This window comes from Microvirga sp. RSM25, assembly GCF_044784385.1.
Taxonomy (GTDB): Bacteria; Pseudomonadota; Alphaproteobacteria; order Rhizobiales; family Beijerinckiaceae; genus Microvirga; species Microvirga tunisiensis.
In genome coordinates this window covers 90,380-101,378 of record NZ_CP173039.1, presented here as the reverse complement: position 1 = coordinate 101,378, position 10,999 = coordinate 90,380, and the positions used below count along the sequence as shown (strand labels likewise).

Annotated in this window: 10 protein-coding genes; 5 read left to right on the top strand and 5 right to left on the bottom strand. The window is 60.9% G+C overall.

Annotation, left to right across the window (positions count from 1 at the left end):
• The first annotated feature begins 139 nt into the window (after positions 1–139).
• Together ACD578_RS00465 and ACD578_RS00460 are read left to right on the top strand one after the other, a co-directional pair.
• Positions 140–1,846, top strand: coding sequence for a type I secretion system permease/ATPase (locus ACD578_RS00465; RefSeq protein WP_404289908.1), 1,707 nt, complete (start codon positions 140–142; stop codon positions 1,844–1,846).
• Positions 1,847–1,862: 16 nt separating this feature from the next.
• Positions 1,863–3,173 (top strand): HlyD family type I secretion periplasmic adaptor subunit, encoded by a 1,311-nt coding sequence (locus ACD578_RS00460; RefSeq protein WP_404289906.1) that lies wholly within the window; start codon positions 1,863–1,865, stop codon positions 3,171–3,173.
• An 81-nt stretch (positions 3,174–3,254) separates the two neighbouring features.
• On the opposite strand, the gene ACD578_RS00455 is transcribed toward ACD578_RS00460, so the two are convergent.
• On the bottom strand, positions 3,255–4,253 hold the full coding sequence (locus ACD578_RS00455) for an AraC family transcriptional regulator (RefSeq protein WP_404293622.1): 999 nt from the start codon (positions 4,251–4,253) through the stop codon (positions 3,255–3,257).
• An 84-nt stretch (positions 4,254–4,337) separates the two neighbouring features.
• On the opposite strand from ACD578_RS00455, the gene ACD578_RS00450 reads away from it, so the two are divergent.
• Positions 4,338–5,540, top strand: coding sequence for an MFS transporter (locus ACD578_RS00450; protein WP_404289904.1), 1,203 nt, complete (start codon positions 4,338–4,340; stop codon positions 5,538–5,540).
• Between the two features lie 100 nt (positions 5,541–5,640).
• Here the strand turns inward: ACD578_RS00450 and ACD578_RS00445 are convergent, their stop codons facing one another.
• Entirely contained in the window at positions 5,641–6,534 is an 894-nt protein-coding gene (locus ACD578_RS00445) for a DMT family transporter (RefSeq protein WP_404289902.1), read from the bottom strand.
• A 91-nt stretch (positions 6,535–6,625) separates the two neighbouring features.
• On the opposite strand from ACD578_RS00445, the gene ACD578_RS00440 reads away from it, so the two are divergent.
• On the top strand, positions 6,626–7,555 hold the full coding sequence (locus ACD578_RS00440; RefSeq protein WP_404289900.1) for a LysR substrate-binding domain-containing protein: 930 nt from the start codon (positions 6,626–6,628) through the stop codon (positions 7,553–7,555).
• A gap of 86 nt (positions 7,556–7,641) precedes the next feature.
• Here ACD578_RS00440 and ACD578_RS00435 read toward each other — a convergent pair whose 3' ends face one another.
• Together ACD578_RS00435 and ACD578_RS00430 are read right to left on the bottom strand one after the other, a co-directional pair.
• Positions 7,642–7,971 carry a hypothetical protein gene (locus ACD578_RS00435; RefSeq protein ID WP_404289898.1) on the bottom strand — a complete coding sequence of 110 codons (330 nt, stop codon included), beginning with the start codon at positions 7,969–7,971 and terminating at the stop codon, positions 7,642–7,644.
• Positions 7,972–8,241: 270 nt separating this feature from the next.
• Entirely contained in the window at positions 8,242–8,625 is a 384-nt protein-coding gene (locus ACD578_RS00430; RefSeq protein ID WP_404289896.1) for a RidA family protein, read from the bottom strand.
• Positions 8,626–8,753: 128 nt separating this feature from the next.
• Here ACD578_RS00430 and ACD578_RS00425 point away from each other — a divergent pair, with 128 nt between their 5' ends.
• The gene (locus ACD578_RS00425) at positions 8,754–9,344 is read left to right on the top strand and encodes a LysR family transcriptional regulator (RefSeq protein ID WP_404289894.1); all 591 of its coding nucleotides are present in this window, start codon (positions 8,754–8,756) and stop codon (positions 9,342–9,344) included.
• Between the two features lie 349 nt (positions 9,345–9,693).
• On the opposite strand, the gene ACD578_RS00420 is transcribed toward ACD578_RS00425, so the two are convergent.
• A complete protein-coding gene (locus tag ACD578_RS00420; protein ID WP_404289892.1) occupies positions 9,694–10,914 on the bottom strand; it encodes an MFS transporter in 1,221 nt (406 codons plus the stop codon).
• Between the last annotated feature and the right edge of the window lie 85 nt (positions 10,915–10,999).

Genomic DNA, 10,999 nt, shown 5'->3' with positions numbered 1-10,999 from the left:
GGGAGTATCAGCCCCAATCCTCCCGGCGGGCTACTTACAGAATGTCGCGGTGCAACCTTTGAGGCCAAAAGCACGAGACGGCACAACCCCCCTTAAGGCAACGTCGATGACCCACTCACTCAAGAGACGTCCCAGTATCATGGCCTCATGCCGCGGCGCCTTCTTGGGTGTCGCGATCCTGAGCGGCCTTATTAACCTGCTCTACCTGTCAGGCTCGATCTTCATGATGGAGGTCTACGATCGGGTTCTTCCGAGCAGGAGCATTCCGACACTTGTCGGTCTCTCCGTCATTATCGTGGTTCTCTACCTCTTTCAGGGTTTGTTCGAGATGCTCCGCGGTCGGATCATGGCGCGCGTCGGCGCAGCACTCGATGAAGATCTGAGCCAACAGATCTTACAGGAGCAGCTCAAGGCGCCGCTCAAGGACAAGGTCGACGGCGACGGGCAGCAGCCCCTGCGCGATCTTGACCAGTTGCGGGCCTTCTTCGCCGGCGGTGGGCCGTCCGCACTCTTCGATCTACCTTGGATGCCGCTTTACCTGTTCGTATGCTTCGCTTTTCATCCGTGGCTCGGCTTCGCGGCATTGGGTGGCGCAACCGTTCTCGTCGTGATTACGCTCCTGACCGAGTTGCTGACCAAGGAAGCCTCGAAGGGGGCCGTCAGGGCCGCGCTGCTTCGTAACGGGATCTCCGAAGGCGCACGCCGCAATGCGGAAGTTGTCCACGCCATGGGAATGGCCCAGCGGATTGGTGCCCGTTGGGGTGATGCCAATGCCGGCTACTTGGCCCACCAGCAGCGGGCTTCGGATGTGGCAGGCGGCTTCGGCGCCATGTCCAAGGTGCTACGCATGCTGTTGCAGTCCATGGTGCTCGCGATTGGTGCCTATCTCGTGATCGACGGCCAGGCGACGGGCGGCATCATGATCGCAAGCTCGATCCTCACCTCACGGGCCATGGCGCCGGTCGAACTCGCCATCGGTAACTGGAAGGGTTTCGTGAGCGCCCGTCAGGGCTGGCGTCGGCTCAAGACTCTCCTCGAAGCCAATGTCAGGACCAGCGATCCCTTGAAGCTTCCCGTGCCTCGCTCCGTGCTGTCGGTTGAGAACGCAGGAGCGGGAGCGCCCGGCGGACAGAGATTCGCCGTGCAGGACGTGTCGTTCGAACTGAAGGCCGGCAACGGGCTTGGCATCATTGGTTCAAGCGCGTCCGGCAAGTCTTCTCTCGCCCGCATGATCGTCGGGGTGTGGCCGACTTGGCGCGGGAAGGTTCGCTTTGACGGTGCCGCCGTCGAACAATGGCTGCCGGAGGACCTCGGTCACCATATCGGCTATCTGCCGCAAGACGTGGAACTCTTCGCCGGAACCGTGGCGCAGAACATTGCACGCTTCGATCCCGAGCCCAAAGCGGATGCAATCATCGCCGCCGCCAAAGCCGCCAATGTCCACGAGATGATCCTCCAGTTGCCGGACGGCTATGAGACGCAGGTGGGCGAAGCTGGGGCGGCATTGTCCGGCGGGCAGCGCCAGCGCATCGCTCTCTCGCGCGCGCTCTATGGCAACCCGTTTCTCGTGGTACTCGACGAACCGAACTCCAACCTCGACAACGAAGGCGAGCAGGCTTTGACGGCTGCGATCATGGGTATCAGGGCACGAGGTGGCATCGTGGTGGTCATCGCCCACCGGCCGAGCGCTCTTGCTGGTGTCGATCTGGTGCTCGTGATGGGCGAGGGTCGGGTACAGAGCTTCGGCCCGAAGGAAGACGTGCTGAGTAAGGTGCTGCGCCCCGTGCCAGCGCCGCAGGCTGCCGAGCAACGGGTGGTTTCCACCGCTCCGCTAAAAGTCGTCTAGGATCTGGGGGTGTGTCATGAAACCTGCGAATAAGAGCAATGCCCGCACCGCGATCCGCCGCTATTCGCTGCTCGGCCTCTCGTCTGCCTTCTTCCTTGTCGGGGGGCTCGGCGGCTGGGCGGCTGTGACGGAGCTCTCCGGTGCCGTGGTTGCGCCCGGCTCTATTGTGGTCAACAGTCACGTCAAGAAGGTGCAGCATCCCACGGGCGGTGTCGTCGGTGAGATCCTGGCCCGAGACGGGGACCGGGTTCGATCCGGTGATGTCGTGATCCGCCTCGACGAAACGGTGGCTCGTGCTAACCTTGCGATAGTGGCAAAGAGCTTGGACGAGTTGGCTGCCCGCCAGAGCCGGCTCGAAGCAGAGCGCGACGGGTTGGAGAGGATTACCTTTCCACTCCCACTGAAAAGCCGTCTTCATGATCCGGAGCTCGCAAAGCTGATTCAAGGCGAGATCCATGTTTTCGAATATCGCCGTGTAGTCCGGGCAAGCCAGAAGGCACAGCTCAAGGAGCGCATCGCGCAGCTCCAAGAGCAGATCGATGGATTGCAACTGCAAGCCTCCGCCAAGGCCGATGAGATCCAACTGATCCAGGATGAGTTGACCGGCGTCGAGCAGCTCTGGCGCAAGAATCTGGTTCCGATCTCCCGGGTGACGGCGCTCAGGCGGGAGGAGACACGTCTGCGCGGTGAGCGTGGACAGCACATTTCAAACATAGCGCAGGCAAAAGGTCGTATCAGCGAGACGGAGCTCCAGATCATCCAGATCGAGCAGGATCTCAGAAGCGAGGTATCCAAGGAATTGCGCGAGGTTCAGGCCAAGATGTCCGAACTCGGGGAACGCAAGGTTGCCGCCGAAGACCAGTTGAAACGCATTGACATCCGCGCACCACAGGACGGCGTCGTGCACCAGTCGATCGTCCACACGGTTGGCGGTGTAATCAATGCTGGCGAACCCTTGATGTTGATTGTACCCGAAGACGATGCGCTCTCCATCGAAGTGAAGGTATCGCCCCAAGACATCGACCAGCTTCAGCCAGGGCTGGATACGGTCCTGCGGCTCTCGGCCTTTAGCCAGCGGACCACGCCCGAACTCAAGGGCAAGGTCAGCCTGGTCGCGGCCGATCTGGTGACGGACCAGCGCACAGGCGTGCAGTATTACCCGGTGCGCGTAGCGTTCGCGGAAGGAGAGCGGGAGCGTCTGGGCGCTCTCAAGCTGGTTCCGGGCATGCCCGTAGAGGGCCTGATCCAGACCGGCTATCGCACGGTGTTCTCATATCTGACGAAACCGGTTGCCGACAACATGGCCAAGGCTTTTCGCGAGGAGTGAAGGCACAGATCTCTTATCCGGATCCTTGGTCAAGCCGCTCCAGCAACCTTTTCAGTCGGTGCGGCATACGGGCGACACAAATCAGCCGGGTGCAGCGTAGACAGTGACGCGAGCAGCACCAGGCGGATGTCCCATTACCCGCTTGAACGCCCGACTGAAGGCAGCGTGTGATCCATAGCCGAGACGGTGCGCGGCGGTTTCGATCGGCATCCGGTCACGGCCAATCCACTGTGCCGCGAGCCGCATCCGCAATTCCGTCAAGTAGCGAACCGGTGTCACGCCCGTGACTGTCAGAAACCGCTCGGCGAATACGGAGCGGGAACTGCCCATCTCCGCCGCGAGTTCAGACAAGGTCCAGTCCTTCCCCGGGTCGCGATGCAGTGCAGCGATCACCCGTCCCAGGCGTGGATCGCGCAGGGCAGCGACCCAGCCGCTGGCATCACCACATCCACACTCCACCCAGGCCCGAACAATAAAAGCAGACACGACATCGGCAAGCCGTGCCAAGATCCCGGCAAAGCCCGTGCGCTCGCCTCGCGCCTCACGTTCCATCGCCTCGAGCATCGGCAGAATCTCAGGATAGCGTTCCAGCAGCGTGCCGACGAACATCACTTCGGGCATCAGCGCGACCAAGGGATGCATGCTGCCCAGGTCGAATTCCATGCATCCGCTGAAGATGAGGGCGTCGGTCGGCTCACAGGCTCCGCCAGTGCAGGCTTGGATGGAACTGACACTCTGACAAAGGGGCGCGGTCTCAAATCCGGCCACGTCGCGGCTCGGCAGATTCGGCTGCGAAACGAGGTCATGGGGCCCACCGCGGGGCAGCAGCACGGCGTCGCCCGTATTCATTGAATGGACGGTTCCCGCTGCGTTGCGCAGAAACACAGGGCCACGGGCGACGAAGTGGAACTGCGCACGCCTCTCTCTCATGCCAAAGCGAATACCGAATGGGCGAGTGATCTGAATGCGACGATATTCGACTCCGAACAAGCGCATCCCCATAAGCAGTTCGCTTACGAGATCAGCCGGCAAACGACTGCCCTTTGGCGGAAGGCCAGTTCCGGACTCTTGATCAATCATCTCGGATTTAATGACATAGATAGTCCGAAAATTCCAGCCCATTTTGATGCGGTGCAACCCATCTCTTCGTGAAAGGACGAGAGAATGAGCCAACCGAGACACTGGGATGAGGCAACACGGGTGCGGGAAGAGCCCGCCTGGGGTGCCGTTTTTTCGATGACGTTGGGCGTCTTTGGTCTTGTGACTGCGGAGTTCTTACCTGCCAGTCTGTTGACGCCCATGGCGGCGGATTTGAACATCGCCGAAGGAGTGGCAGGGCAAGCCGTGACGGCGACGGCTGTCATCGGGATGATAACGAGTCTCCTGATCTCCGTAGCGACAAGGCGCTTCGATCGCCGGATTGTGCTTCTGAGCTTTTCCGTGTTGCTGATTGCCTCGAATCTGCTGGTGGCGCTCGCGCCAAACTTGCCGCTTCTTCTGATGGGACGTGTTCTGCTGGGCATTGCGATTGGCGGATTCTGGACCATGTCGGCCGCGGTGACCATGCGCCTCGTGCCAGAGGCGCTGGTGCCCAAAGCCTTGTCGATGATCTTCAGCGGCGTCTCGGCCGCGACCATTCTGGCCGCCCCTGTCGGCAGCTATCTTGGTGATGTCGTCGGCTGGCGGAGCGTCTTTCTCATCACCGCAGCACTGGGATTGGTAACGCTGGTTGCACAGTTGGCGATGCTGCCCAGAATGGCCCCGAGTGGGCTCACAAGCCTGCGAACGCTTGTTGATGTTTTGGTCCGTCCAGGAATTTGTCTTGGCATGGTTGCTGCGATGCTGGTCTTCACCGGGCACTTCGCTTTCTTCACCTACATCCGCCCCTTCCTTGAGACTGTCACCGGCGTCGGAATCAACGCAATGTCCGCCATTCTCCTGGGTTTTGGAACCGCCAACTTCCTGGGCACGCTGTTGGCAGGACTATTGCTCGAGCGGAGTCTTCGGTTGACCCTGATGCTCATGCCGCTGCTGATGGGCACCCTCGGCTTGGGTCTTGTCGCCCTAGGCAGTGCGTCAATGGTGGCCGCCGCGATGGTGGCATTGTGGGGAATGGCGTTCGGAGCCGTGCCTGTGGCCTGGTCGACATGGCTCACGCGCACGGTTCCGGACCAAGCGGAGAGCGCGGGAGGCCTGCTGGTTGCGGCGATCCAATTCGCCATCGCAATTGGGGCATCCATGGGCGGCATAGTCTTCGGTTTGAGCGGAGTGACGGGCGTGTTTGCCGCCAGCAGTGCCGTTCTCCTGCTGACCGCGCTTATCATCCTGGCTGGCATCCGGCCCCGCCCCGCTGCTGCGATGGCCTAGATGTCGACGACGAACATCGTCGCGCTACGTACATCGCGACGATGTTCTCACTTGCAGTCATGATCGCGACGGAGTGTGGCGAACCGCCCCCTCCGCTTTCCTAGCGCCGCCAATTGACGACGGCGACCCCAGCCAAAGCCATGATGCCGCCGATGGCACCGAGCGTGGTTGGCACTTCTCCAAGCCAGAGAAAGCCGAGAAGGGTCGCCACGGGCGGGACACAATACATGAAGTTCGATGCACGACTTGCCGGCAGGCGTGACAGCGCGATGGCCCAGGTTCCATAGGCGACAAGGCTCGGGACGAGGCCGAGATAAATCACGGCTTGGACAGCCGCAGGTGGCGCGGCGGAGAACTGGGCCGCACCATTCGGAAGCCACGACGCGAGAACAAGAGAGCCGAGCACCATGTTCCATGCTGAAACCGTCAGTGGCTTGTGCCGGGCGAAGAGGGGCTTCTGCACCACTGTGGTCACGGAGTTGCAGAGAGCGGCCCCGAGAATGAGCAACGCTCCGGTGTCGAGGCGTACCCCCTGCCCTTCGCCAAAAGCGATCAGACCAATGCCGGCGAACGACAGCGCCGTTCCGGCCCAGGCGCGGGAACTGAAACGCTCGCCCAGGACAAGCATCGCGAGACCGGCCGTCATGATCGGATTCGTGTTGATGATGAAGCTGGCTGCACCGGCCGAGACGGTCATCTCACCCATGTTGAGAAGGGCCGTATAGAGCGCCACGAACAGAAGGCCGCCGACTGCTAAGCGGACGAAATCCGAAAACGTCGGCCAGGCCGGGCGCGTGACGGCGAGAAAGAGCGCGGCCGGTACGGCAGCAACAGCAAACCGCAGGGCTCCAAGCTCGATTGGGCCGAAGGCCTGCAGCCCGGCGCGGATGGCCGGGAAAGCCGAAGCCCAGGCAAGAATCGTGACGATGACGGCAGCGGCAGTCACTCCGTCGATGGATTTGCTTTCAGAAGAACAGGCAGCACCGATGCTCATTGCGGAAACTCACAGTTAGAAAGCGGGATGTCCGACCATTCTGCGATCTGAGCTGATTGACAATCGAACAATTCAAGGATCAGCTGTGAGCATGAATCACAGCTCGTCATCTCTGCCGCCGCTGGATGCCCTGCGTGCCTTCGAGGCGGCTGCCCGTCTCGGCAGCTTCTCGGCTGCTGCGAACGATCTCCACCTCACCCACGGCGCCATCAGTCGTCAGGTGGCCAAGCTCGAACATTGGCTCGGTGAGAGGCTCTTCGACCGACAGGCCCGCGGCGTCGCTCTGACCCCGCAGGGACAGCGCCTTCACCAGCGGACGAGCGAGGCTTTCGCGCTGATCGCCGACAGCTCCGACCGCTGGATCGAGCGACGCGGCGCAGCAATCGTTCGCCTGACGTCGATTCCATCGGTCAGCAGCCTCTGGCTGATGCCGCGTTTGAAAATCTTCGAGGAGGGTGATCCCTCCTTGCGGATTGAATTCGTGGTCGAGCACCGCAACATCGATCTCGAGGCTGAGGGAATTGATCTGGCGATCCGCTGCGGTCGTGGAACTCTGCCGGGACGAGTTTCGGTGCGACTGTTCGAAGAGCAATGCTTCCCGATCGCTGCGCCTGCCCTGGCCAATTCGCTTGGGGTTGGCGCTCCCGAGCGAATTCTGAATTATCCGCTTGTGCATGATTCCGACGCATCGGGATGGCGTACCTGGTTTGCTGCGCAGGGCTTGGACTACCGCCCTCGCCCACAGGATCGCCGCTTCGAAGACTACAACCTCGTGCTCGATGCCGCCGCCCACGGCCTTGGCGTCGCTCTAGCCCGTCCACCTCTGGCCGGCGAGGCGCTATGCACCGGGCGTGTCGTCGCGGTTGATCCGCGAACAGTGCTTAATCCCGTCTCGTACTGGCTCGACCGGACCTCAGGCCGATTACGGCCGTCGGCAGCGGAACTTGCCCGGCGGATCATGGCGGAAGCCGGCTTGCCCAGCACTGCGGCCCAGGCATTCCTGAGCGCGAGGATGCTCTGATCGCACGCACGCTCCACGGTCTCAGTTCGCAATTCAAGAGCCGCAGTTTCTTGCCTGATCATCAAAGGAGGCATGTCTCGAGCCCCTCAACCGACCTCTGGAGCAATCAAGTTGACGAAGTCATTCAGGATCTGCTCGCATTCTTCGAATTCGAAGTTGCAGGGCAGCTCAAGGCGTAATTCGCGGCCCTGAGCAAGAACCCGATCTCGATAATGCGCATCGGGGATTTCATCCGCAGATCCAACCAGATCACGGGCGAACAAAGTTCTTTGCTCGCCTTGTGGCGCGAGCGTGCGTTCGCGTCGAGTATCCGCATACTCCATGTAGCGACATCGCGCCTTCTCATCTGCCCCATCGGGTTCCCGCCGCTCAGCCCAGCCCGCGCGATAGGCATCGAGTTGGCGTAAATGAACCACCTCGAGGTCATCGTCCCCTCACCTGTTGAAATGTTGCCGATCGGCAGATCGAAGCCGTTCTGCCCGGCCCAGGTCACAGAACGGAGCGAGCCCCCGCCATACCAGAGCCGGTCGCACAATCCCTCTGCCTGAGGATGAAGACGTGGTCGATCGCGGCCTGTCACCGACGTGATGACTGGATCGGGGCCACCGGTGGAAGTTTCCTGCCGGGCACGGCATTGTGTGGATTTTGACATGATGGGATCGCCAGCCCCGTTGCAAAATTTTCCGTCAGGCTACGGCCACGGCTTCGATCTCAAGCAGCCAGGAATCGTCGAAAATTCCAGCAATCACAACAGTCAACGCTGTTTCCCGCCCGCCAAGAAACTCAATTCTTGTAGAGCGGTTGAGGTGGGTGTAGCGCCGATCGGTGAGATAGGTCCGGTGCATGACCAAGTTGTCGAGAGTCATTCCGGCTGCGGCAAGTTGCGCTTCAACATTCCTCCACGCAAGTCGGCATTGTGTTTCAAAGTCCGCAGGCACTGTACCGTCAGCCTCGACCGGAGTTTGACCGCTGATGAAAAGCATGCGCGTGTGGCCGGTCACCTCAAGCGCCTGAGAGTAGCCGGTTGTTGGCACGGGTGCGGCGTCGGCATTGATACGGCGGATTTGCATGGCAGTATCCTTGCTCCTGGGAAGCACAAGGCTGCACCACATCTTGCGTCTCGCTCAAACGATTGTTTCTGGACGATTGAATTAGATTTTCTAATCTCATCAAGGTGCAGGATAGGGAGATGAGTGCCATGAGTTACAGACTGCCACCGCTCACCGGGATAAAGGCCTTTGAAGCCGCTGGCCGCCATCTCAGCTTCAAACTGGCGGCTGAAGAGCTTTCAGTCACGCCAGGAGCCATCAGCCAGCAGATCAAGCATCTTGAGCAGACCCTAGGATTTCCGCTGTTTCACCGTCTGCATCGCAGCCTCATCCTCACAGGCCACGGCGAAGCGCTTCTGCCTGCCCTCAGCGATGCTTTTGAGCGCATGTCGACGGCCATGGACGCGGTCGCGAGTTCTCTTCCGACAAAGAGATTGCGACTCGGGGTTTCTCCGGATCTGACCGACGATCCCCACCGTCTGGTAGCGACATTGACGAAGACCGGACAAGCACCCGACTACCTTCAGGTGAGCTCGACGGACGATGTGGCAAGCCTCCTGAGCGGAGCGTTGGATGCCATCTTGCGCCCTGGTCCCAGTCCGTACCCAGGGATGCATTCGGAGGTGCTGGACCTGCACCACGCATTCGCTCCCTGGCACCGCGCCAGCCTGGTCGTTTGGCCAGGGCTGGCCAAATGTCGCGAGTTCCTGAAAGCGCGATCGCTGCTCAGTTCGCTGTGACGTTCAGCATCGTTCGAAATGGCTTTTCACAAAACCCTGTACGGCTCTGAGCACGCCTGTCACCTTCGACAACGGCCAGCTCTTCCATCTGCCTACTCTATCCTTCCAACGCAAAAATCCAGCCTTGATCTCATCGCGTTATGAATGAGCCAGAATCGATAGTGGCGGCGTCGTGATATCAGCAAAGCAAAGGTCGTCTGAGCCACCGACTTCGTTTGCTTCAGTCACTGGAAACGCATGATCGTGCACCCACGCGAAGGGCAGTGTAGGTATGAAAAAAGTCGTTGATCTACCCAAGGCGTGGTGACTGTCCCGACAGTGCGACGGGACAGTGAGTTGATTGCTTGGCTCATTCGGCCGGTTGAACGCTGGCCCTGGCCGAAGATCGCACACCGGAGCTGGCGAGGGACTTCTGCCCGAGGAGTACGGTCAGCAGAGCTAACAGGCCCGCCATAACCGAGACCCAGAAGCCGTGGCTTGGCCCGTAGGCGTCGACGATCCAGCCGGAGGCGAAGGAGCCCAGCGCCATGCCGATACCTATGCCGGTCATCACCCATGTAATGCCTTCCGTGAGCATGGCGGCGGGGACTCGCTGCTCGATCAGGCCAAAGGCCGTGATGAAGGTCGGAGAGATGGCGATGCCGCTAACGAAGACGGCCAGAGCCAGCATGGGCACCGTATTTACGAACAGCAGCGGCCAGGCTGTTATGGCCAGGACAGTGAGTGCGATGACGAGTTGGCGCTGCAGGGCCATTTTCAGATTCAGCGCGCCGACGACTAGACCGACGACGAACGAACCCACCGCATACACGCCGATCACGAAACTGGCGGCGCCAGGCTGACCGAGATCTTCAGTGATGGCGACTGCGCTCACTTCAGCGGTTGCGAAGGTTGCGCCAACGAAGATCAAGGCGAGGGTGACGATCTGAACCGGCCGCTGCCAGATGGCGGATCCGCCTGACACCTCGGTGCCGATCTGCACCCTGGGTTCGGTGGAGCGCTGCGCGACGAAAGCCGCGGCGCCGAGCGTCAGAAGTAGTGTACTGGCCACCAAACCTGCCTCTGGGAAGAGAGCAACGCTGAGGCCTACCGACAGCGAGGCGCCGGCGATGTAGACCAGCTCGTCGGCGGCGGATTCAAAGGCGAAGGCGGTGTTCAGCTCCGGCCGATCACGGAAAAGTTCGCTCCAGCGGGCTCGCACCATCGCCGGAAAGCTGGGCATCAGCGCGGCCGAGAGGGCAGATGCGAACAGGGTCCAAACCGGCCAACTCCGGTTGGCTGCCAGCATCAGCAGGGCGAATGCCGCGATCGCAATCACCGTGGTCGGCAGCAGGATGCGTGTCTGCCCGAGGCGATCGACCGCGCGCGAGATCTGTGGGGAGATCAGGGCATTGGCCAGCGCATAGACCGCCGAGACGGTACCGGCGAGCCAGTACTCGCGATGGGTCTGGGAGAGCATGGCGACGATGCCAATCGGCGCCATGGCAATTGGCATGCGCGCGAGAAAGCCCGCCGCGGCAAATCCTTTGGCGCCTGGAGCCCGGAATATTTCTGCATAGGGGTTAGACATATCCATGCATCCTCGAAATTGGAGGAGACGCCACTCATACGGCTTACATACGTGGCGTATGTAAAGTCAGATACTGACATACGAA

Coding starts and splice junctions, on each gene's coding strand:
- ACD578_RS00465 (WP_404289908.1), top strand. CDS start 140: ATGGCCTCATGCCGCGGCGCCTTCTTGGGTGTCGCGATCCTGAGCGGC.
- ACD578_RS00460 (WP_404289906.1), top strand. CDS start 1,863: ATGAAACCTGCGAATAAGAGCAATGCCCGCACCGCGATCCGCCGCTAT.
- ACD578_RS00455 (WP_404293622.1), bottom strand. CDS start 4,253: ATGATTGATCAAGAGTCCGGAACTGGCCTTCCGCCAAAGGGCAGTCGT.
- ACD578_RS00450 (WP_404289904.1), top strand. CDS start 4,338: ATGAGCCAACCGAGACACTGGGATGAGGCAACACGGGTGCGGGAAGAG.
- ACD578_RS00445 (WP_404289902.1), bottom strand. CDS start 6,534: ATGAGCATCGGTGCTGCCTGTTCTTCTGAAAGCAAATCCATCGACGGA.
- ACD578_RS00440 (WP_404289900.1), top strand. CDS start 6,626: ATGAATCACAGCTCGTCATCTCTGCCGCCGCTGGATGCCCTGCGTGCC.
- ACD578_RS00430 (WP_404289896.1), bottom strand. CDS start 8,625: ATGCAAATCCGCCGTATCAATGCCGACGCCGCACCCGTGCCAACAACC.
- ACD578_RS00425 (WP_404289894.1), top strand. CDS start 8,754: ATGAGTTACAGACTGCCACCGCTCACCGGGATAAAGGCCTTTGAAGCC.
- ACD578_RS00420 (WP_404289892.1), bottom strand. CDS start 10,914: ATGTCTAACCCCTATGCAGAAATATTCCGGGCTCCAGGCGCCAAAGGA.